This window comes from Fertoeibacter niger, from assembly GCF_009380135.2.
Taxonomy (GTDB): domain Bacteria; phylum Pseudomonadota; class Alphaproteobacteria; order Rhodobacterales; family Rhodobacteraceae; genus Fertoeibacter; species Fertoeibacter niger.
This window is the reverse complement of the sequence record NZ_WHUT02000002.1, coordinates 235,843-254,818: the sequence shown is the minus strand read 5'-3', so window position 1 is coordinate 254,818 and position 18,976 is coordinate 235,843. Positions and strand designations below refer to the sequence as shown.

21 protein-coding genes are annotated in these 18,976 nt (G+C 67.4%); 13 read left to right on the top strand and 8 right to left on the bottom strand.

Annotated elements, in window-relative coordinates; genetic code table 11:
* Nucleotides 1–2: 2 nt before the first annotated feature.
* A complete protein-coding gene (locus GEU84_RS04730; protein WP_152824263.1) occupies nt 3–398 on the bottom strand; it encodes a cupin domain-containing protein in 396 nt (131 codons plus the stop codon).
* A gap of 155 nt (nt 399–553) precedes the next feature.
* The gene (locus tag GEU84_RS04725) at nt 554–853 is read right to left on the bottom strand and encodes a hypothetical protein (protein ID WP_174539320.1); all 300 of its coding nucleotides are present in this window, start codon (nt 851–853) and stop codon (nt 554–556) included.
* A 122-nt stretch (nt 854–975) separates the two neighbouring features.
* On the opposite strand from GEU84_RS04725, the gene GEU84_RS04720 reads away from it, so the two are divergent.
* The 9 genes from GEU84_RS04720 (at nt 976) to GEU84_RS04680 (ending at nt 10,705) form a co-directional block, all read left to right on the top strand.
* Nucleotides 976–1,758, top strand: a complete 783-nt coding sequence (locus tag GEU84_RS04720; protein ID WP_241427580.1) for an ABC transporter ATP-binding protein — start codon at nt 976–978, stop codon at nt 1,756–1,758.
* Between the two features lie 87 nt (nt 1,759–1,845).
* Nucleotides 1,846–2,709: an ABC transporter permease gene (locus GEU84_RS04715; RefSeq protein WP_152824265.1), complete on the top strand. Its 864-nt coding sequence runs from the start codon at nt 1,846–1,848 to the stop codon at nt 2,707–2,709.
* On the top strand, nt 2,706–3,551 hold the full coding sequence (locus GEU84_RS04710) for an ABC transporter permease (protein WP_152824266.1): 846 nt from the start codon (nt 2,706–2,708) through the stop codon (nt 3,549–3,551). The genes GEU84_RS04715 and GEU84_RS04710 overlap by 4 nt, the downstream gene beginning before the upstream one ends.
* Nucleotides 3,552–3,588: 37 nt before the next feature.
* Nucleotides 3,589–4,569, top strand: coding sequence for an ABC transporter substrate-binding protein (locus tag GEU84_RS04705; RefSeq protein ID WP_152824267.1), 981 nt, complete (start codon nt 3,589–3,591; stop codon nt 4,567–4,569).
* Between the two features lie 279 nt (nt 4,570–4,848).
* Nucleotides 4,849–6,159: a short-chain fatty acyl-CoA regulator family protein gene (locus GEU84_RS04700; protein WP_152824268.1), complete on the top strand. Its 1,311-nt coding sequence runs from the start codon at nt 4,849–4,851 to the stop codon at nt 6,157–6,159.
* 129 nt (nt 6,160–6,288) lie between these two features.
* Nucleotides 6,289–6,657: a response regulator transcription factor gene (locus GEU84_RS04695; RefSeq protein ID WP_152824269.1), complete on the top strand. Its 369-nt coding sequence runs from the start codon at nt 6,289–6,291 to the stop codon at nt 6,655–6,657.
* Nucleotides 6,654–6,926 carry a hypothetical protein gene (locus tag GEU84_RS04690; RefSeq protein WP_174539319.1) on the top strand — a complete coding sequence of 91 codons (273 nt, stop codon included), beginning with the start codon at nt 6,654–6,656 and terminating at the stop codon, nt 6,924–6,926. The genes GEU84_RS04695 and GEU84_RS04690 overlap by 4 nt, the downstream gene beginning before the upstream one ends.
* Nucleotides 6,926–9,622, top strand: a complete 2,697-nt coding sequence (locus GEU84_RS04685) for an ATP-binding protein (protein WP_152824270.1) — start codon at nt 6,926–6,928, stop codon at nt 9,620–9,622. Before GEU84_RS04690 ends, GEU84_RS04685 begins: the two co-directional genes overlap by 1 nt.
* Nucleotides 9,623–9,667: 45 nt before the next feature.
* A complete protein-coding gene (locus GEU84_RS04680; protein WP_338144757.1) occupies nt 9,668–10,705 on the top strand; it encodes a FliM/FliN family flagellar motor C-terminal domain-containing protein in 1,038 nt (345 codons plus the stop codon).
* Between the two features lie 14 nt (nt 10,706–10,719).
* Here the strand turns inward: GEU84_RS04680 and GEU84_RS04675 are convergent, their stop codons facing one another.
* A complete protein-coding gene (locus GEU84_RS04675; protein ID WP_152824271.1) occupies nt 10,720–11,148 on the bottom strand; it encodes a protein tyrosine phosphatase family protein in 429 nt (142 codons plus the stop codon).
* Nucleotides 11,149–11,389: 241 nt separating this feature from the next.
* On the opposite strand from GEU84_RS04675, the gene GEU84_RS21315 reads away from it, so the two are divergent.
* The gene (locus GEU84_RS21315; RefSeq protein ID WP_174539318.1) at nt 11,390–13,186 is read left to right on the top strand and encodes an enoyl-CoA hydratase-related protein; all 1,797 of its coding nucleotides are present in this window, start codon (nt 11,390–11,392) and stop codon (nt 13,184–13,186) included.
* Between the two features lie 14 nt (nt 13,187–13,200).
* Here the strand turns inward: GEU84_RS21315 and GEU84_RS04665 are convergent, their stop codons facing one another.
* Nucleotides 13,201–13,416 (bottom strand): hypothetical protein, encoded by a 216-nt coding sequence (locus tag GEU84_RS04665; RefSeq protein WP_152824273.1) that lies wholly within the window; start codon nt 13,414–13,416, stop codon nt 13,201–13,203.
* A 172-nt stretch (nt 13,417–13,588) separates the two neighbouring features.
* Between GEU84_RS04665 and GEU84_RS04660 the strand changes: the two genes are divergently transcribed.
* Entirely contained in the window at nt 13,589–13,843 is a 255-nt protein-coding gene (locus GEU84_RS04660) for a DUF2312 domain-containing protein (protein WP_152824274.1), read from the top strand.
* A 52-nt stretch (nt 13,844–13,895) separates the two neighbouring features.
* Here the strand turns inward: GEU84_RS04660 and GEU84_RS04655 are convergent, their stop codons facing one another.
* Nucleotides 13,896–14,768, bottom strand: coding sequence for a hypothetical protein (locus GEU84_RS04655; RefSeq protein ID WP_152824275.1), 873 nt, complete (start codon nt 14,766–14,768; stop codon nt 13,896–13,898).
* 97 nt (nt 14,769–14,865) lie between these two features.
* On the opposite strand from GEU84_RS04655, the gene GEU84_RS04650 reads away from it, so the two are divergent.
* Nucleotides 14,866–16,539 carry an ABC transporter permease gene (locus tag GEU84_RS04650; RefSeq protein WP_152824276.1) on the top strand — a complete coding sequence of 558 codons (1,674 nt, stop codon included), beginning with the start codon at nt 14,866–14,868 and terminating at the stop codon, nt 16,537–16,539.
* Nucleotides 16,540–16,543: 4 nt separating this feature from the next.
* On the opposite strand, the gene GEU84_RS04645 is transcribed toward GEU84_RS04650, so the two are convergent.
* From GEU84_RS04645 to cobS, 3 genes are read right to left on the bottom strand one after another with little or no spacing between them, the layout of a single operon-like run.
* Nucleotides 16,544–16,891, bottom strand: a complete 348-nt coding sequence (locus tag GEU84_RS04645; protein WP_152824277.1) for a hypothetical protein — start codon at nt 16,889–16,891, stop codon at nt 16,544–16,546.
* 1 nt (nt 16,892) lies between these two features.
* Nucleotides 16,893–17,366 carry a hypothetical protein gene (locus GEU84_RS04640; RefSeq protein ID WP_152824278.1) on the bottom strand — a complete coding sequence of 158 codons (474 nt, stop codon included), beginning with the start codon at nt 17,364–17,366 and terminating at the stop codon, nt 16,893–16,895.
* Entirely contained in the window at nt 17,366–18,352 is a 987-nt protein-coding gene (gene cobS, locus GEU84_RS04635) for a cobaltochelatase subunit CobS (protein ID WP_152824279.1), read from the bottom strand. The genes GEU84_RS04640 and cobS overlap by 1 nt, the downstream gene beginning before the upstream one ends.
* A gap of 158 nt (nt 18,353–18,510) precedes the next feature.
* On the opposite strand from cobS, the gene msrB reads away from it, so the two are divergent.
* Nucleotides 18,511–18,975 (top strand): peptide-methionine (R)-S-oxide reductase MsrB, encoded by a 465-nt coding sequence (msrB, locus tag GEU84_RS04630; RefSeq protein ID WP_152824280.1) that lies wholly within the window; start codon nt 18,511–18,513, stop codon nt 18,973–18,975.
* The last annotated feature ends 1 nt before the right edge of the window (nt 18,976 follow it).

The window sequence follows — 18,976 nt, the reverse complement described above, 5'->3', positions numbered from 1 at the left end:
TGTCAGGGAACCAGATGCTCCAGCTCGGGCAGCAGCACCACGCTTTCCTGTTCATGCGGGTCGGTGCGCGCGATCACGGCCGAGGCCGGACCGGGGCCGGGGTTGAACGGCAGGTGCGGCGTGTCGGCGGGGATATACAGCAGGTCGCCCGCCGCCACCTCCATCCGGTGTTGCAACTGGTCGCCCCAATACATCACCGTGACGCCTTCGGTCATGTAGATCGCGGTTTCATGGGTGGCGTGTTTGTGCGCCTTCGCCCGGCCGCCGGGCGGAATTGTCAGCAGATGCATGCAGATGGCCTGTGCGCCCGTGGTTTCGCGCGCGATGCCCTCAAAATAGGAAAAGCCCTGTTTTCCGGCATAGGTGGCGCCGGGGCGCAGTTTGATGCAATCAGGCATGGCAGGCTCGCTGTGGTGAAGAATGGCAAGGCAAGGCTAGCACGCACAGCCCCAGCTTGCGCGGGGGAATCGGCATGACGGTCGCCGCAGCGACATTGGGTTCCCGCCACCCGCAGCAATCTGCGGGCAGCGGGTCTGCCATGCCAGTCAGTGGATCAGACGGTTTCTTCTTCGGAAGCCTCGGCTTCCTCTTCGTCGTCGCCATCTTCGTCGTCTTCATCATCCTCGTCTTCGTCGTCCTCGTCGTCCTCGTCGTCTTCATCTTCTTCCGCTTCGTCGGCCTCGGCTTCTTCCGCCTCGGCTTCGTCCGCGTCATCCGCTTCGGCCATGTCTTCTTCAGCCATGTCCTCGTCGGCCATGTCGACCGGCGCGTCGGTCATTTCAGCGGGCATGTCGGCCAGCGGCGCATCGGTCGTTTCTTCTATCATTTCGGGCACTTCCTGGTCGGTGGACATGTCAGATCTCCTGTTGGGGTGATGAAGCGGGCAGTGCCGATTCCCGCCCAGAGTAACGGCGCCGGGACACGGCTTTGTGAAGGCGCGTGGCGGTGCGGGGCATGATGAAAGACAGGTTGAACATGGCCGGTCCAGTGATCGAGGCGCGGGGGCTGGGGCTGACGTTTCAGACCGGCGACGGGCCGGTGCATGCGCTGAAGGATGTGAACCTGACCATCGGGCGGGGGGATTTTGTCAGCTTCATCGGGCCGTCGGGTTGCGGCAAAACCACCTTCCTGCGGGCGATCGCGGCACTGGAACAGCCCACCGAAGGCACCTTGACGGTCAATGGGATGACGCCGGAACAGGCGCGCAAATCAAGGGCTTATGGCTATGTGTTCCAGGCGGCGGGGCTTTATCCGTGGCGCACGATTGCGGGGAATGTCAGGCTGCCGCTGGAGATCATGGGGTTTTCGAAGGTCGAGCAGGAAGCGCGCGTGAACAACGTACTGCAACTGGTTGATCTGGAAGGGTTTGGCAAGAAGTTTCCCTGGCAGTTGTCGGGCGGGATGCAGCAGCGGGCCTCGATTGCGCGGGCGCTGGCTTTTGATGCGGATATTTTGTTGATGGACGAACCCTTTGGCGCGCTGGACGAGATCGTGCGCGACAGGCTGAACGAGGAATTGCTGAAGCTTTGGGCGCGGACTGGCAAGACCATTGGTTTTGTTACACATTCCATCCCCGAGGCGGTGTATCTTTCCACCCGGATCGTAGTGATGAGCCCCCGCCCGGGGCGGATCACCGATGTGATCGACAGCCCTTTGCCGAAGGAGCGTCCGCTGGATATCCGCGACAGCGCGGAGTTCATTGCGATTGCCCACCGCGTGCGCGAAGGGCTGCGGGCGGGCCATTCCTATGAGGTTTGACGCCATGCACAACCGATGCACAGGGCATGGACAGGGGATGCCTATCTTGCGGGCGCACCCAAGCACGCGCGGCAAGGGGATATGTGCATGAAAGCGGTGGTGCCGATCCTCACCGTATTGGCCGTGATCGTGGCGCTGTGGTATGCCGCCGCCGTCTGGATGAACGCGCCGTGGGAGCGGGATCAGGCAGCGCGGGCCGGGACGGCGATAACCTTTGCGCAACTTCTGCCGCTTACCATGGTGCAGGAGCGGCCGGTGCTGCCTGCGCCGCATCAGGTGGCCGTGGGGCTGTGGGAGGGGTTGGCGGGGCAGGCGATCACGTCGAAACGCAGTCTGGTCTATCATGGGTGGGTGACGCTGAGCGCGACCCTGCTGGGCTTTGCCATCGGCACGACGGCGGGTGTGCTTCTGGCGGTGGGCATCGTGCACAACCGCGCGATGGATCTGAGCGTGATGCCCTGGGCCATTGCGTCGCAGACCATTCCCATTCTGGCGATTGCGCCGATGATCATCGTGGTGCTGAATTCGGTGGGCGTGTCGGGCCTGCTGCCGAAAGCGATCATCAGCGCCTACTTGAGCTTCTTTCCGGTGGTGGTGGGCATGGTGAAGGGGCTGCGCAGCCCCGATGCGATGCAGCTTGACCTGTTGCGCACCTATAACGCCAGCCGGGCCGCGACCTTCTGGAAGCTGCGGCTGCCCGCGTCGATGCCTTATCTCTTCACCTCGCTGAAGGTGGGGATTGCGGCGGCGCTGGTGGGGGCGATTGTGGGGGAATTGCCGACCGGGGCGGTGGCGGGGCTGGGGGCCCGGCTGCTGCAAGGCAGCTATTACGGGCAGACGGTGCAGATCTGGGCGGCGCTTTTCACGGCGGCCTTTGCGGCGGCGGCACTGGTGGCGCTGATCGGCGCGGTGCAGCGGGTGACATTGCGGCGGATGGGGATGGCGCGATGATCTGGCTGGTGTTCGCCTTTGGCTTCTGGGCGGCGGCATGGGCGCTGAACGTGCGGCTGGCGGCGTCATCGCTGATGCGCAGCCGGGCCGGGCGGCTGGCGGTGCCTGCGATTTTCGGCATCACATTGCTGGTGGTCTGGGAAGGCGTGGTGCGCGGGCTGGCGGTGCCGGGGGTGATATTGCCGCCCCCCACGGCGATTGCGGCCCGGATCGCGGCCGAGGTGCCGACACTGTGGCTGGATTTCGTGCAGACCTTCGTGAAAGGGGCGCTGTCGGGCTACATCATGGGCTGCGGGGCGGCGGTGCTGGTGGCGATTGCCATCGACCGCAGCCCGTTCTTGCAGCGCGGGCTGCTGCCGGTGGGCAATTTCGTGGCGGCCTTGCCGATTGTGGGAATCGCGCCCATTCTGGTGATGTGGTTCGGCTTTGACTGGCATTCCAAGGCGGCGGTCGTGGTGGTGATGGTGTTCTTTCCGGTCCTGGTGAACACGGTGGCGGGGCTGGCGGCATCAGAGGTGATGCAGCGCGACCTGATGGCGACATATTCGGCAAGCTACTGGCAGACGCTGTGGAAGCTGCGCCTGCCCGCCGCGATGCCGTTCATTTTCAACGGGTTAAAGATTGCCACCACGCTGGCGCTGATCGGTGCGATTGTGGCGGAGTTTTTCGGCAGCCCTATTCGCGGCATGGGGTTTCGGATTTCCACCGAGGTCGGGCGGCTGGGGCTGGACATGGTCTGGGCCGAGATCACGGTGGCGGCTTTGGCGGGATCGGCGTTCTATGGGCTGGTCGCGCTGATCGAACGGGGGGTGACGTTCTGGCACCCGTCGCAACGGCATTAACAAAGCCCCGGCAAGGGGCGCAACTCGGAGGTTGACGATGAAAACGATTCTGACAGGCGCGGCGCTGGCCGTGCTGGCCGCTACTGGCGCAAGCGCGCAGGACGCGGTGACGCTGCAACTGAAATGGGTCACGCAGGCGCAGTTTGCCGGCTATTACGTGGCCAAGGACAAGGGGTTTTACACTGAGGAAGGCCTTGATGTGACGATCAAGCCGGGCGGCCCCGATGTGGCCCCGGTGCAGGTGCTGCTGGGCGGCGGCGCGGATGTGATGGTGGACTGGCTGCCCTCGGCGCTGGCGGCGCGGGAACAGGGGGCGGCGATCGTGAACATCGCGCAGCCGTTCAAATCCTCGGGCATGCAACTGACCTGCCTGAAGGAATCCGGTGTGGCGACGCCTGCCGATTTCGCGGGCAAGACACTGGGCGTGTGGTTCGGCGGCAATGAATACCCGTTCCTGAACTGGATGTCGAAGCTGGGCCTGTCGACCGATGGCGGCGACGGGGTGACGGTGCTGAAGCAGGGGTTCAACGTGGATCCGCTGTTGCAGAAACAGGCGGCCTGCATTTCGACCATGACCTACAACGAATACTGGCAGGTGATCGACGCCGGGATCACGCCGGAGCAACTGGTGAACTTCAACTACACCACCGAGGGCGTGGCGACGCTGGAGGATGGGCTTTATGCGATGGAGGACAAGCTGGCCGATCCGGCTTTCGAAGAGAAGATGGTGAAATTTGTCCGCGCCTCGATGAAGGGCTGGAAATATGCCGAGGAGAACCCCGACGAGGCGGCGATGATCGTGCTGGAAAATGACGACACGGGGGCGCAGACCGAGGCGCATCAGAAGCGGATGATGGGCGAGATTGCCAAGCTGACCGCAGGGTCGAACGGCGCGCTGGATGTGGCGGATTTCGATGCCACGGTGGCGGCGCTGATGGGCGGCGGGTCGGACCCGGTGATTTCGAAGGTGCCGGAAGGGGCCTGGACGAGCGCGGTCACGGACAAGGCGCTGAACTGAATTTCTGGCGCTGATCGGAAGGGGGCGCGTCCTGCGGGACGCGCCTTTTTCATGCGATGTCATGCAGCGGTGGCGCATGTGGCTGGCCGCCGGGGAGGGGCTGTCTGCCCCCCCCTAGCCCGGCCACGGGCCGGGTGTTCTTCGCGGAAATCGTCCACTGGACGATTTCTGATCGCTCATCACCCCACCCCGAGGATATTTCTTGACGGAAAATAAGGAAGAACGAGTTTTCAGATTGCTGTAAAGTTCTTGCAGGCTTGTAAATCATGGGAGGTTTCAATGCCGATGACCGGGTTGACCGGCAGCCGGTTGCGCGAGCGGCGGCTGGCGCTGGGGCTGAGGCAGGCCGATCTTGCGCGGGCGGCGGGGGTGTCGGCGTCGTATCTGAACCTGATCGAGCACAACCGGCGGCGGATCGGGGCGGATGTGCTGGCGCGGCTGGCGGAGGCTTTGGGCATCGGGGCGGAGGCACTGTCCGAGGGAGCCGGGGGCGCGTTGCGGGATGATCTGCGTGCGGCGGCGGCGGAAGCTGAGGCCGGGGCAGGGGCTGCGGGGCCGGAACTGGACAAGACCGAGGATTTCGCCGGGCGGTTTCCTGGCTGGGCGGGGCTGCTGGCCGCGCAGCACCGGCGGCTGGGGCAGCTGGAGCGCGCGGTGAATGCGCTGAACGACCGCATGACGCATGACCCGCATCTGAGCCAGGCGCTGCATGAGGTGCTGTCGGCGGTCAGCTCGGTGCGCTCCACCGCCGCGATCCTGGCCGAGACCGAGGATATTGACCCGGTCTGGCGCGCGCGGTTTCACGGCAACCTGCATCAGGACAGCGAGCGGCTGGCGGTGGGGGCAGAGGCGCTGGTGGCCTATCTGGACGGGTCTGAACAGGCCGAGGAACAGGGCATCGCCGCGCCGCAGGAGGAGGTGGAGGCTTGGCTGGCGGTGCGGGGCTGGCAAGCGGATTTGGCTGCGGCGGGGGATCTTGCCTCGGCGGCGGCGCGCAGCATGGCGGGGGCCTGGGCAGAGCGCGCGGCGGCGGAGGCCGCGGCCATGCCGGAGGCGGCGTTTCGCGCGGCCTGGGGGGCGGGCGGCGATGCGGCGGCGGTGGCGCGGCAGTTTGGCGTGGGCGTGCTGGCGGTGCTGCGGCGGGCGGCGACGCTGCCGGGGTCGGTGGCGGGGCTGGTGATCTGCGACGCCTCGGGCACCTTGCTGTTTCGCAAGCCCGCCGAGGGTTTTGCGCTGCCGCGTTTCGGCGCGGCCTGCCCGCTGTGGCCGCTCTATACTGCGCTGGGGCGGCCGGGCAGCCCGGTCAGGGCGCTGGTCGAGACCGAGGGGCGCATGCCGCGCAGCTACCTTGTTCAGGCGTTCTGCGAGGTGGAATTTCCGCAGGGCTTTGCCGGGCCGGAGTTGCGCCATGCGGCCATGCTGATCGCGCCGCAGGACGGGATGGCCGCAGGGATGGCGGGGGGGATGACGGGGGGAGTGACGGGGGGGATGACGGGGGGCGCGGTGCCGGTGGGCAGCACCTGCCGCATCTGCGCGCGCGGGGCCTGTGCCGCGCGGCGCGAACCGTCGATCCTCAGCGAAGGGGTGTGACGCCTTGGCGGATGTCGTGGGGACACAGGGCTTTTGACAGGGGCGAGATTTGGCCTGATAGTCATAGCGGGCGGCGGAAGACCGCAAAGGGGGAGTAACCGGCCATCAGGACCGGGGAGGAGGGGGCGCATGACGGCGCATGTCTTGCTGATCGAGGACGAGCCCAATATCGCCGAGGCGATCCGTTTCATCCTGACCCGTGACGGCTGCCGGGTGTCCACGCATGGCGGGGGGGTGGATGCGGTGGCGGCGGTGCATGCGGCGCGGCCCGACCTTTTGATCCTTGACCTGATGCTGCCGGGTGTCAGCGGGCTGGACATTCTGGCCACGTTGCGCGCCGATCCGGCGACGGAGGCGTTGCCAGTGCTGATGCTGACCGCCAAAGGGCAGGACCGCGACCGCGAGGCGGCGGAGCGGGCGGGGGCCAGCCGGTTCATGTCGAAGCCGTTTTCCAATGCCGAGATCATCGCCTCGGTCCGGGATCTGGTGGCGCGGTGAGGCGGCCGCGTGCCCCGCTGTTTCTGGCGCGGCGCAGCTACCGCCGCCGCAGGCTGCGCGATGCGGCGCGGCTGTTGCCGGTGCTGGGGCTGTTCTTTTTCCTGCTGCCGATGCTGTGGCTGCCGGCGACGCCCGGCCTGCCGGATACGGCCTGGAAGGGTGTCTATCTGTTCGTGATCTGGGGCGGGCTGGTTGCGGTGGCCTTTGTGCTGGCCCCCGGCCTGTCGGCGGCGGACGAGGATCAGGGCCGGGCGGAGGATGAGGGCTGATGCCGTTCAACATCCTGGTGCTGGCCTGCCTTGCCTATGTGATCGTGCTGTTTCTGGTGGCCTTCATGGTGGAGCGGCGGTCGATGGCGGGGGCGCTGCCCTGGCTGCGTTCACCGCTGGTCTATACGCTGAGCCTCAGCATCTATTGCACGGCCTGGACGTTTTACGGGGCCGTGGGCTATGCGGCGCGGTCGGGGCTGGAGTTTCTGACGATCTATCTGGGGCCGACGCTGGTGTTCGTGGGCTGGTGGTGGGTGCTGAGGAAGCTGGTCAGGATCGGGCGGCAGCAGCGCGTCACCTCGATCGCCGACCTGATTTCCAGCCGCTATGGCAAGTCGAACCTTCTGGGGGTGATCGTCACGGTGATAGCGGTGGTGGCGGCCACGCCCTATATCGCGCTGCAATTGCAGTCGGTCACGCTGTCCTTCGGGGTGTTTGCCAGTGCGCCGCCCGAGGGTTGGGTGGTCGAGGGCAATGACAGCACCTCGCTTTGGGTGGCCTGCGGGCTGGCGCTGTTCACCATCCTGTTCGGCACGCGCAATCTGGATGCGAAGGAACAGCATACCGGCGTGGTGACGGCCATTGCGGTAGAGGCGGTGGTGAAACTGGTGGCCTTGCTGGCCGTGGGGATATTCGTGGTCTGGGGGCTGGCCGATGGCCCGGCCGACATTTTCGCCCGCATTGACGCCTCGCGCATCGCCACATGGGATCTGCAACCGGGGCGCTGGGCCGGGCTGATGTTCCTGTCGGCCGCGGCGGTGATCTGCCTGCCGCGCATGTTTCAGGTGCTGGTGGTGGAAAACGCCGATGAACGGCATCTGGCCACGGCAAGCTGGGCGTTTCCGCTGTATCTGTTTGCCATGAGCCTGTTCGTGGTGCCGATTGCCGTGGTGGGCCTTCAGATGATGCCTGAAGGGTCGAACCCCGATCTGTTCGTGCTGACCCTGCCCTTGTCACAGGGGCAGGGCGGGCTGGCGATGCTGGCCTTTCTGGGCGGGTTTTCCAGCGCCACATCCATGGTGATCGTGGCGGCGATCGCGCTGGCCACGATGGTGTCGAACCATATCGTCATGCCGCTGTGGCTGCGTCTGCGGCCCGCGCAGGCGGTGGCGGGTGCGGCGGTGTCGGGCGATGTGCGGCGCGTGGTTCTGCTGGCGCGGCGGTTCAGTATCGCGGGGGTGCTGGGGCTGGGCTATGCCTATTACCGGCTGTCGGGCGGGTCATCCTCGCTGGCGTCCATCGGGCTGATCTCCTTTGTGGGGGTGGCGCAGATATTGCCTGCGATGATGGGCGGCATCTTCTGGCGCGGGGCCACGCGGGTGGGGGCGGCGCTGGGGCTGACCATCGGTTTCGCGGTCTGGGCCTATACGCTGTTCCTGCCCTCGTTCGGCCCGGATGCGGTGATTGCGGCGGGGGTGTTTGCCGAGGGGCCGTTCGGGTTGCACTGGCTGCGCCCCCGGGCCTTGTTCGGGGTCGAGGGGCTGGACCCGTTGCTGCACGCGACCTTCTGGTCGCTGGTGCTGAACGCCACCGCGTTTTGCATAGGCTCGATCCTGACATTTCCGGGGCCGGTGGAGCGGATGCAGGGTGCCGCCTTTGTCAACGTCTTCGATGCCGGGGCGGCGGGGCCGCAGGGCTGGGCCGGTGGCAAGGCCGAGGCCGAGGATCTGCTGATCATGGCGCAGCGCATACTGGGCGAAGAGGCGGCGCTGGCGCTGTTTGAGGCCGAGGCGCGCATGCAGGGCAAGGCGGGATATCTGCCCGATGCGACGCCCGGTTTCGTCGAGGGGCTGGAGCGGCGGCTTGCGGGCTCGGTCGGGGCCGCCACGGCGCATGCGATGATTTCGCAATTGGCCGGGCGGGTGGCAGTGACGGTGGAAGATCTGATGGCGGTGGCGAACGAGACCGCGCAGATCATGGAGTATTCGCAACAGCTTGAGGCGCAGCGCGAGGAACTGACCCGCACCGCGCGCCAGCTGCGCGAGGTGAACGAAAAGCTGACCCAGCTTTCGGTGCAGAAGGATGCCTTCCTGTCGCAGATAAGCCATGAATTGCGCACGCCGATGACCTCGATCCGCGCGTTTTCCGAGATTTTGATGGAGGGTGTTCCGCCCGAAATGGCCGGGCAATACGCCCGCATCGTGCATGACGAGGCGATCAGGCTGACGCGGTTGCTGGATGATCTCTTGGATCTGTCGGTGCTGGAAAACGGCTCGGTGCAGTTGAATCTGGGCCTGACCAACCTGCAACAATTGCTTGACCGCGCGGTGCAGGCGGCCAGCCACACGCGGCCGGAACGCGAATTCACGCTGCACCGCAACCCGGCGGCGGAAAACATGTTCATCCGCACCGATGGCGACCGGCTGGCGCAGGTGTTCATCAACCTGATCTCCAACGCGCGCAAATATTGCGATGCCGCGCGGCCCGAGTTGCGCATCGTGGTGCGGCACCGGGGCGGGCGGGTGATGGTGGATGTGATCGACAACGGGTCGGGCATCCCCAAGGCCAGTCAGGCGCTGGTGTTTGAAAAATTCGCGCGGCTGACCGACCAGACCCGGGCGGGGGGCGCCGGTCTGGGGCTGGCGATCTGCCGCGAGGTGATGGGCAGTCTGGGCGGCACAATCGGCTATCTGCCGGGGCAGGGCGGTGCCGCCTTTCGCGTGACCTTGCCGCTGCGGCTGGAAAAAGCAGCCTGAAACCGGGTCTGATCCGCCCGGCATTCACCAATTGCTAAGCCTTGCGTGGCAGGTCTGGTGCAGGCGGGCCAGAAGGCCGGGCCAGTGTCGGAAAAGCCGGTGTTGGAACGGGGCAGGCGGGCGGGCAGGCAGCGGGGCGTCATGGCGGAACAGGGCGGTATCAGGCGGAAACTGGCGGTGGTGCAGCAGCCGGCCGGGCCGCCCGCATCCGCGGCCGAACGCGGCTGGCCTCTGGCGCTGGCCCGCGCCGCACGCGACAGTTTCGCGCTGGGGCTTGAGGTGACGCGCCTGACCGCCGGGGTGCATTCGCTGGCGGTACTGCTGGAACTGCCGCCCGAACGCGCGCTGATTGCGGTGCTGGAAGGGCCGGGCGACGCGCTGGGCCTGCTGGTGATCGCGCCGGGCACGCTGGCTGCGATGACCGAGGTGCAGACGATGGGCCGGGTGCTGCCCCAGCCGCCGCTGCCGCGCAAACCCACCCGCACCGATGCGGCCATGGTGGCGGGCTTCATCGACGCGGCGCTGGCCGATCTGGAAACCGGGCTGCTGGCCGAGGCGGATCGCGTCTGGGCCAGTGGTTTTCGCTATGCGTCGTTTCTCGATGATGCGCGTCCGCTGGGCCTGCTGCTGGAAGATGCGGCTTACCGGGTGTTGCAGGCCGAACTGGCGCTGGCCGAGGGTGTGCGGCAAGGGCAGATGCTGCTGGCGCTGCCTGCCAGCGGGCGCGGCCAGCGGCCCCCTGCCGTGGTGCCCCCGGCGGTGCAGGCCGGGGCGGCGCAACAGTTTCAGGCGGCGCTGGCGCTTCAGGTCATGGCTTCGGCCTGCGTGATCGAGGCCGTGCTGTGCCGTCTCAGCCTGCCACTGGCGCAGGTCATGGCACTGGCCCCCGGCGATGTGCTGGCGCTGCCGCTGGCCACGGTGGACCGTATCGCCTGCGAGGGGCTGACAGGGCAGAAACTGGCCGAGGGGCGGCTTGGCCAGCACCGCGGCCAGCGCGCCTTGCGGCTGGCGCTGCCCGGGGCTGAGGTGTTGTCCGGCGCTGGCGCTCTGGCGGCGCTGCCCGGGGTGGGGCAGGCCGGATGACCATGCGCGCGCTGTCAGCCCTGCTGCGCCAGACGGTCGATCGTGCCGCGCAGGCCCTCCAGCTGATAGCCGAAGCGTGCCGGTATACCGATCAGGTCATCCGCAGGCATCTGCCCGGCCAGCGCCAGCGCCCAGACCTGGGACGAACGGTTGCCCGAGGCGCAATAGGCCAGCACGGGGCCGGTGGCCGCGTCGATGGCGGCGCGCTGGGCGGCCACATTCTCCATCGTCATGCCGCCCGAGATGATCGGGTTCACGACAAAGGTCAGGCCCTGCGCCTCGGCCGCCGCCTGCATGGCCGCGGTGTGCAGCGGGCCGGGAATTTCGGCATCCGGGCGGTTGTCGATCAACGTGGTGAAACCGGCGGCCTTGATGGCGGGCAGGTCCTCCAGCGCGATCTGGGGGGATACGGCGTAACCGGGGGTCAGCGGGCGGATGTCCATGAAATCTCCTTCAGGCGGCAGGCCCGCGGTCGGGCAGGTGTGCGGCCAGCATATCCAGCCCCGTCGCAGGAAGAAAGGGCGGCGCATTGCCGCGTGGCATGGGGCTGCGGCCCGCCCCGCAATTGGCCTGCGGCGCGGCTTTGCGCTGCCCCTTTTGCCCGGAATTCGGCCAACCCCCCGGAAACACTTGCCAAAGCGCGTCATCCGCCTGTTAAATACGCCAAAGGGCAAGGGGGGCGGCATGGCGGAGGCGGGGCAGCAGGTGGTGCAACGTCACCGCGCGGGTGAGGTTATGGTGCTGGTCATCGACCATCCGCCGGTGAATGCGCTGGGCCATGCGCTGCGTGCGGGGCTGGCGGCGGGTCTGGCCGAGGCATTGGCGGATGATGCTGTGCAGGCGGTGGTGATCCGCGCGGAGGGGCGCACTTTTCCTGCCGGGGCCGATCTGGCGGAATTCGGCCAGCCGCCGCGCGCCCCGGTGTTGCCCGACCTGTGCAACCAGATCGAGGCCAGCCCCAAGCCGGTGATCGCGGCCCTGCATGGCACGGCGCTGGGCGGCGGGCTGGAAATTGCGCTTGCCGCGCATGCCCGGGTCGCACTGGCCAGCACAAGGCTGGGCTTGCCCGAGGTGCATCTGGGCATCCTGCCCGGTGCGGGCGGCACGCAGCGCCTGCCCCGGCTGATCGGCGCGGCCGAGGCGTTGCGCCTGATGCTGACCGGCCGGCCCGTCGGTGCCGCCGAGGCGATGGCGCTGGGGCTGGTGGATCAGGTGGTGGAAGACGGGCTGGAGGCGGCGGCATTGGCCATGGCGCGGACGTCCATCGGGCTGGGCCTGCCCCCCACCCGTGACCGGCGCGAGGGGCTGCGCGATGTGGCGGGCTATCAGGCGGTGCTGGCTGCGGCGCGCAAGGCGCAGGGGGCGGCGCGGCTGCCCGGGCCGGGCCGGATCATCGATTGTGTCGAGGCGGCGCTGCTGTTGCCCTTTGCGCAGGGTCTGGCCTTCGAGCGCGCGGCTTTCCTTGATCTGGTGGGCTCGCCGGAGGCGATTGGGCTGCGGCATGTGTTCTTTGCCGAACGCCGTGCGGCCAAAATGCCCGAAGCGCGCGTGGCCGCACCGCCGCTGGCGCAGGTGGGTATTCTGGGCACCGGGGATGAGGCCGCCGATCTGGCGCTGGCGCTGGTGCAGGCGGGCCTGCCGGTGACGCTTGCGGGGGTGGAGCGCCCGGCGCTGGTGGCGGCGCTGGAGCGGATTGCCGGGCGGCAGGAACAGGCGGTGGCGGCGGGCACGCTGACGGCGGCTGCGCGGGATGCCGATTGGGCGCGGCTGCAACCGGCACTGGGGGCGGCGGCGCTGACCGGGGCCGATCTGGTGCTGGCGCTGCCGGGCGAGGATGCGGGCGCGCTGCCCGATGCAGTGACGCTGGGCGGCGGCGGGCCGGGGCTTTCGCTGCAACTGCCGCCCGGGGAAAGGCTGGCCGAACTGGTGGTGCCGCAGGGCACCGCCCCGGCGCGGGTGGCGCAACTGCTTGCGCTGGCGCGCAAACTGGGGCGGGTGGCGGTGTGGTCTGCGGTGCCGGGCGGCATTGGCGCGCGGGTCAGGGCGGCTTGCCTGCGCGCGGCGGCGCATCTGGTGGCGGGCGGCACCGACCCCGCCCGGATCACCGCGGCGCTGGCGCATTTCGGCTTTGACGGTCTGGTGGCGCCAGGGGGCGAGGCGCCGGTGGCGGCAGGCAAACCGCTGGACCGTGCGGGCATCATGGCGCGGCTGCTGGGGGCGATGGCGAATGAGGGCGCGCGCGTTCTGGGCGAGGGCGGGGCGCGCTGCCCGTCGGACATTGATCTGGCGCTGGTGCTGGGGCAGGGCTTTCCACGCTGGGAGGGCGGGCCGATGTTCTGGGCCGAACGGCAGACCCTGCTGATTTTGCGCCGCGACCTGCGGGTGTGGGCGGCGGATGCGCCGCAGCTTTACACCCCGGCACCCCTGCTGGATGAGCTGTTCCGTCAGGGCCTGACACTGGGCAGCCTGAACGAGGGTTAGAGGCGGTCTGGGCGTCAGCCCAGCAGGATGCCCACCACCACCAGCATCAGCCCCAGCGCCGAGATGCCCAGAGCGGCCAGGTTCATCACCACCACGCGCTGCAACTTTGTGCGCATCACGTCATCGGGCAGGCCGGCACGGCGTGCCGACAGCGCCGCCACGATGCACCAGACCAGCCCGGCGATGCCCGCCAGCGACAGCGCCGCCCCGCCCCAGATCAGCACATCCATCGGCCACCCCCGTTTTCTGTCCGGCATCCGCCTAGCCCAGCGGCCCGGCGCTGGCAAGGCCAAGGATGCCGCGGCACCGCTTGATCCGGCCCCGTCGCGCAGGTAGGGAAGGAGCAGAAAACCGCCCGCGTCGCCCGGCAACGGGGCGCGCGGAAAACAACATGAGGCCCGGATGAGCGACCCGATCGACAGCTACAGCGTGACCGCCGACGAACTGCGCCAGTTCATCGAGCGCGCCGAAACCCTTGCCGCCGAAAAGAAAGACATCGCCGAGCAGGAAAAGGAACTGTTCGCCGAGGCCAAGGGCCGCGGCTATGACACCAAGGTGATGCGCAAGGTCATCGCCCTGCGCAAGCGCAAGCCCGACGAAATTGCCGAGGAAGAGGCGATCATGGAGATGTACAAGGCCGCTTTGGGCATGGGCTGAGGCCATGGGCTGAGGGCGGGGGCGGGCCGGTCTCGGCCCGTCATACCGCCGCTCACGGCGCGATGAACGTCACGCCGGGCATGCGGGCGATGCGTTCGACATCTTGCTCATACTGCGCCGTCAGGGCCGCGACCAGGGTTTCGGTCCAGCCCGGCACCTCAAGCTCCATCTCGATCTGTTCGGTCAGCGCGAATTTGTCGAGAAATGCCGAAACGATGCGACGGCGCTGCATTTCGGTGACGGGCGGGTGGCTGGCAAGATAGCTGCGCAGCCGCGCCATCCCGTCGGGCGACATGATGGTGGCCAGCAGATCGTCGGTATCTTCCAGCACCAGATCGTCGCTGTGATCGGTGACGCGCTGCAACACCTCGGGCCAGATCAGCGGCGTATCCTCGTCGCACCAGATGGTCAGCGGCACATCGGGGTTCAGCGACAGGATGTTGCCGATCAGATCCGACCAGCGCAATTGCATGGGATCGGTGCCTTCGGTGAATTCCTCATAGGTCTTGCCGCGCTGTTTCTGGAACAGCGCGGGCAGAAACGTGGCGGGGTTGCGGATCGCCAGATGAAATTCAGCCTCGATCTCCGGGAAAATCTGGGTGAAGGAGCGCACCCGTTTGCCCGCAGCGGGGTAGAGCATGCCACGCAGCACCCATTGCGGATAGCTGAGGAAACTGTCCCAGCTGAGGATCAGGCGTTCGGCATCGGCATCGTCAAGGATCTGGTCCAGCACCAGCGCCTGCGTGTCGCGGGTGGCGGCCTCGCCCTTCAGCGTCACCGCCGTGTCGCGCAGAAGCGTGCGGTAGCGGGCAGGGCCGGGCACCACGATGCCCTCGGTCGCCAGCCGTCCGCGGTTCTTCAGCAGGCATTTGAGCAGGCGTTCTTCGTCGGTGCAATGGGCGCCAAGGTGGTAGACGATGCGCATAGGGTGCCGGGCCTTGCCTGTCAGGAAACCATGTAAGCCCCGACTATACGAGGTTTTCTGGACAGTTAAACCGCTTTCCTGTAGCTCTGCCCGGGTGATGACCCACCAAAACACTCATCTTCCCGCGCGGCGCTGGCGGCGGGTCTGGCCGGATGGCTGGTCGCTGGGCGCGGCGCTGATCGCGGCACTGGTGCTGGCGCCGATACTGTCGGTGGTCTGGATCGCGTTTCATCCGGTGGAGAATATCTGGCCGCATCTCATGGCCACGGTGCTGCCACGCTATCTGGGGACCACGCTTTACCTGATGGCGGGGGTGGCGGTGCTGGTGGCGGTGTTCGGCAGCGGGGCGGCCTGGCTGGTGACGATGTACCGCTTTCCGCTGGCGCGGCTGTTTGACCATGCGCTGCTGTTCCCGCTGGCGGTGCCGGCCTATGTGGGGGCCTATGCGCTGGCCGATTTCTTTGATTACGCGGGGCCGCTGCAAGTGGCGCTGCGCGCGGCGACGGGGTGGGAATCGCGGCTGGATTACTGGTTTCCCGAGGTGCGTTCGCCCGAGATGGCCATTGTGGTGCTGGCGGCGGCTTTGTGCCCCTATGTGTTCCTGCTGGCGCGGGCGGCGTTCCGCGAACAATCGGGCTGCGCCTATGAGGTGGCGCGGGCGCTGGGGGCGGGGCCATGGGGGCTGTTTTTCCGCATCGGTCTGCCGCTGGCCCGGCCCGCGATTGCGGCGGGCGTGGCGCTGGCGCTGATGGAGACGGTGGCCGATTTCGGCACGGTGGAGCATTTCGGCGTGCAGACGCTGACCACGGGCATATTCTCGGTCTGGCTGACCGGGGGCAATGCCGGCGGCGCGGCGCAGATTGCCGGGGTGGTGCTGCTGCTGATCTTCCTGCTGCTGGGGCTGGAGCGTGGCGCGCGGCGCGGCGCGCGGTTTCACCGGCTGTCGCGGTCGCAGCGGCCTGTCCTGCCGCAGCGCCTGCGGGGCTGGGCGGCGGCGGCGGCGACCATGTTTTGCCTGCTGCCCTTTGCCATGGGGTTTCTGCTGCCGGTGGGGGTGATGCTGGTGCATGGGTTGCGCAACCTTGATGCCTGGGTGTCGCCGGGGCTGTTGCGGGCGCTGGTGAATACGCTGGTGGTGGGCGGGGCTGCGGCGGTGCTGACGGTGGGGGCGGCGCTGTTTCTGGTGTATGGCGTGCGGCTGGCGGGGCGGGGGCAGGCGGGCCGGGGGCTGCCGCGTCTGGTGTTGCCGCTGACGACGCTGGGCTATGCGGCCCCCGGTGCGGTGCTGGCGCTGGGGTTTCTGGTGCCGCTGGCGGCGCTGGATCACCGGGTGGCCGATGCGGTGCTGGCGGTCACGGGGCATGACCCGGGGCTGATGCTGACCGGCACGGCGGCGGCGCTGGTGCTGGCCTATGCGGTGCGGTTCTTTGCCGTGGCGCAGGGGGCGGTGGATGCCGCCTTTGGCCGCATATCCCCCAGCCTGCCGATGGCGGCACGGTCGCTGGGGCGCGGGGCGGGGGGAACGCTGGGCGCGGTTTATCTGCCGCTGATGCGCGGGTCGGTGCTGACGGCGCTGCTGGTGGTGTTTGTCGACTGCGTGAAGGAACTGCCCGCCACGCTGTTGCTGCGGCCGTTCAACTACAACACCTTGGCCACACGGGTGCATGAACAGGCAAGCCTTGAGCGTCTGGGCGATGCCGCACCCGCCGCGCTGTTGGTGATGCTGGTGGGGCTGGCGGCGGTGGCGCTACTGGCGCGGGCGCAGCGTTAAAGGGTCAGGGCTGCGGCTTGGCGGGGCCTGCACAGCGGGCGGCCAGCCTGTCATGCAGGTCGCGGCTTTGCCGGTCGCCAAGGATCATCGCCTCGGTCAGCAGGGCCATGTTGTGCCGCTCGGCCGCGATGAAGGCATCCACCGGGGCTGCCGCGCCGTTGTTCAGGCGCACGGCGGCATCGCGGAAATCCCGCGCCAGCAGCAGGTCGCCGGGGGTGCGGTCCAGATAGGCCGAGCGCGCGGCATAGTCATCGCGGCCCAGCCAGAAGGCGGCGCATTGCGCAGTCAGCAGATCGGCGGCACCGCCGATGGCGATGCCGGGCAGCAGAGCCAGCACTGTTGCCAGACGCATGTCAGTCTTCGCCCAACGCCTTGCAATAGGCGCTGTCGCCGCGGATCAGGCCATCGCCCTGCCAGGGATGCGCGCCGCCTTCGGCACGCGTTTCGAACCGGGCAAGGTAAAGCTGGATGACGCGCTGCACGTCGGCCAGCACGGTTTCATAGGATTCGACCATGCCCTTCCCCTGTTCGCGGCGGAAAATCTCGGAGCGGGTCAGATGCGTTGCGACGATTTTCAGTTGCTTGGGCGACGGGCCCCGCCCGGCCGTGCGCGGATGGGTGTCTTTCCAGTGTTTTTGGGCCGTGAACAGCGCGGCACAGCGGATGCCCGCCACATCGAAGCCGGGTCGGGCGGGCTTGCGCACGTCATAGATCTCGACCAGCGGGATCAGCTTTTTCAGGCCATCGTCGGCCCGTGCGGGCTGGGCGAATCCGGCCAGACCCACCGCCAGCGCCAGAAGCACCGCAGGGGCCGGGCCGGGGCGCATCACCGCATCGCCATGGAGGCGGCGCTTTCCGGCAGTTCCTCGGCAAAGCAGCGCTGATAGAATTCGGCCACGGTCTGCCGCTCCAGCTCGTCGCATTTGTTGAGGAAGGTCAGGCGGAAAGCATAGCCCACGTTGCGGAAAATCTCGGCGTTCTGCGCCCAGGCGATGACGGTGCGCGGCGACATGACGGTGGAAAGGTCGCCGTTCATGAAGGCGGTGCGCGTCAGATCGGCCACCGTGACCATCTGGTTGATCTGCTTGCGGCCTTTTTCGGTGTTGTAATGCGGGTTCTTGGCCAGCACGATCGCTGCCTCGGCATCGTGGGAAAGGTAGTTCAGCGTGGCCACCAGCGACCAGCGGTCCATCTGGCCCTGGTTGATCTGCTGGGTGCCGTGGTAAAGCCCGGTCGTGTCGCCCAGACCCACGGTGTTGGCGGTGGCGAACAGCCGGAAACTGGGGTGGGGCGTGATCACGGTGTTCTGGTCCAGCAACGTCAGCTTGCCGTCGGTTTCCAGCACACGCTGGATCACGAACATCACATCGGCGCGGCCAGCATCATATTCGTCGAACACGATGGCGCAGGCGTTGCGCAAGGCCCAGGGCAGGATGCCCTCTTGAAACGCCGTCACCTGCTTGCCGTCCACCAGCTTGATCGCGTCCTTGCCGATCAGGTCGATGCGAGAGATGTGCGAATCAAGGTTCACCCGCACGCAGGGCCAGTTCAGCCGGGCCGCCACCTGTTCGATATGGGTGGATTTGCCGGTGCCGTGGTAGCCTTGGATCATGACCCGCCGGTTGTAGGTAAAACCGGCAAGGATGGCCAGCGTGGTGTCAGGGTCGAACTTGTAGGTGGGGTCGATGTCGGGCACGCGGTCGGTGCGGTCAGCGAAACCTTTGACCTTCATGTCGGTGTCGATCCCGAAGACCTCGCGCACGGAGATCTCTTCGGTGGGTTTCAAAGGTGTGTCCAGCATTCCGTCCGCCATGTTGTGTGCCCTGCCGTTGATGGAACATATCGCCCGGGGGTGCAAGGGGAAGGGGGGCCGCGCGGCGGCGAAGCGGCCCGCGCTGCAACTTTTCGCCGCGGCCTGCGTTACTGTTGTCAACAGCCCGGTTTTCGGGCCGCGTGAAAAGGATAGTGCCGATGAACCGCCGCCACCTGCTTGCCACCGCCGCCGCCTTTGCCGCATTCGGTGCCCCTTTGCGCGCCGCAGAGGGCAGTTTTCCCTTTATCCTGACCGAGGCGGAATGGCGCGCACGCCTTAGCCCCGCCGCCTATGACGTGCTGCGCGAGGAGAATACCGAACGCCCCTTCACCAGCCCCTTGGACAAGGAAACCCGGGCGGGGGTCTATCATTGCGCGGGCTGCGGGCAGGCCGCCTATGCGTCGGACGACAAGTATGACAGCGGCACGGGTTGGCCCAGCTTTACCCGGTCGCTGCCCCGTGCCATCGGCACTAAAGAGGACAACAGCTTTTTTGCCACCCGCACCGAGGTGCATTGCAGCAATTGCGGCGGGCATTTCGGCCATATCTTTGACGATGGCCCGGCGCCCACCGGCAAGCGCCATTGCCTGAACGGGCTGGCGCTGGAGTTCCGGGCGGCGTGAG

Bases quoted from the DNA above. Each gene is read 5' to 3' on its own strand.
- GEU84_RS04660 (WP_152824274.1), top strand. From the start codon at position 13,589: ATGAGCGACCCGATCGACAGCTACAGCGTGACCGCCGACGAACTGCGC.
- GEU84_RS04640 (WP_152824278.1), bottom strand. From the start codon at position 17,366: ATGCGCCCCGGCCCGGCCCCTGCGGTGCTTCTGGCGCTGGCGGTGGGT.
- cobS (WP_152824279.1), bottom strand. From the start codon at position 18,352: ATGGCGGACGGAATGCTGGACACACCTTTGAAACCCACCGAAGAGATC.
- GEU84_RS04655 (WP_152824275.1), bottom strand. From the start codon at position 14,768: ATGCGCATCGTCTACCACCTTGGCGCCCATTGCACCGACGAAGAACGC.
- GEU84_RS04725 (WP_174539320.1), bottom strand. From the start codon at position 853: ATGTCCACCGACCAGGAAGTGCCCGAAATGATAGAAGAAACGACCGAT.
- GEU84_RS04665 (WP_152824273.1), bottom strand. From the start codon at position 13,416: ATGGATGTGCTGATCTGGGGCGGGGCGGCGCTGTCGCTGGCGGGCATC.
- msrB (WP_152824280.1), top strand. From the start codon at position 18,511: ATGAACCGCCGCCACCTGCTTGCCACCGCCGCCGCCTTTGCCGCATTC.
- GEU84_RS21315 (WP_174539318.1), top strand. From the start codon at position 11,390: ATGGCGGAGGCGGGGCAGCAGGTGGTGCAACGTCACCGCGCGGGTGAG.
- GEU84_RS04650 (WP_152824276.1), top strand. From the start codon at position 14,866: ATGACCCACCAAAACACTCATCTTCCCGCGCGGCGCTGGCGGCGGGTC.
- GEU84_RS04720 (WP_241427580.1), top strand. From the start codon at position 976: ATGGCCGGTCCAGTGATCGAGGCGCGGGGGCTGGGGCTGACGTTTCAG.
- GEU84_RS04675 (WP_152824271.1), bottom strand. From the start codon at position 11,148: ATGGACATCCGCCCGCTGACCCCCGGTTACGCCGTATCCCCCCAGATC.
- GEU84_RS04730 (WP_152824263.1), bottom strand. From the start codon at position 398: ATGCCTGATTGCATCAAACTGCGCCCCGGCGCCACCTATGCCGGAAAA.
- GEU84_RS04685 (WP_152824270.1), top strand. From the start codon at position 6,926: ATGCCGTTCAACATCCTGGTGCTGGCCTGCCTTGCCTATGTGATCGTG.
- GEU84_RS04705 (WP_152824267.1), top strand. From the start codon at position 3,589: ATGAAAACGATTCTGACAGGCGCGGCGCTGGCCGTGCTGGCCGCTACT.
- GEU84_RS04715 (WP_152824265.1), top strand. From the start codon at position 1,846: ATGAAAGCGGTGGTGCCGATCCTCACCGTATTGGCCGTGATCGTGGCG.
- GEU84_RS04710 (WP_152824266.1), top strand. From the start codon at position 2,706: ATGATCTGGCTGGTGTTCGCCTTTGGCTTCTGGGCGGCGGCATGGGCG.
- GEU84_RS04645 (WP_152824277.1), bottom strand. From the start codon at position 16,891: ATGCGTCTGGCAACAGTGCTGGCTCTGCTGCCCGGCATCGCCATCGGC.
- GEU84_RS04700 (WP_152824268.1), top strand. From the start codon at position 4,849: ATGCCGATGACCGGGTTGACCGGCAGCCGGTTGCGCGAGCGGCGGCTG.
- GEU84_RS04695 (WP_152824269.1), top strand. From the start codon at position 6,289: ATGACGGCGCATGTCTTGCTGATCGAGGACGAGCCCAATATCGCCGAG.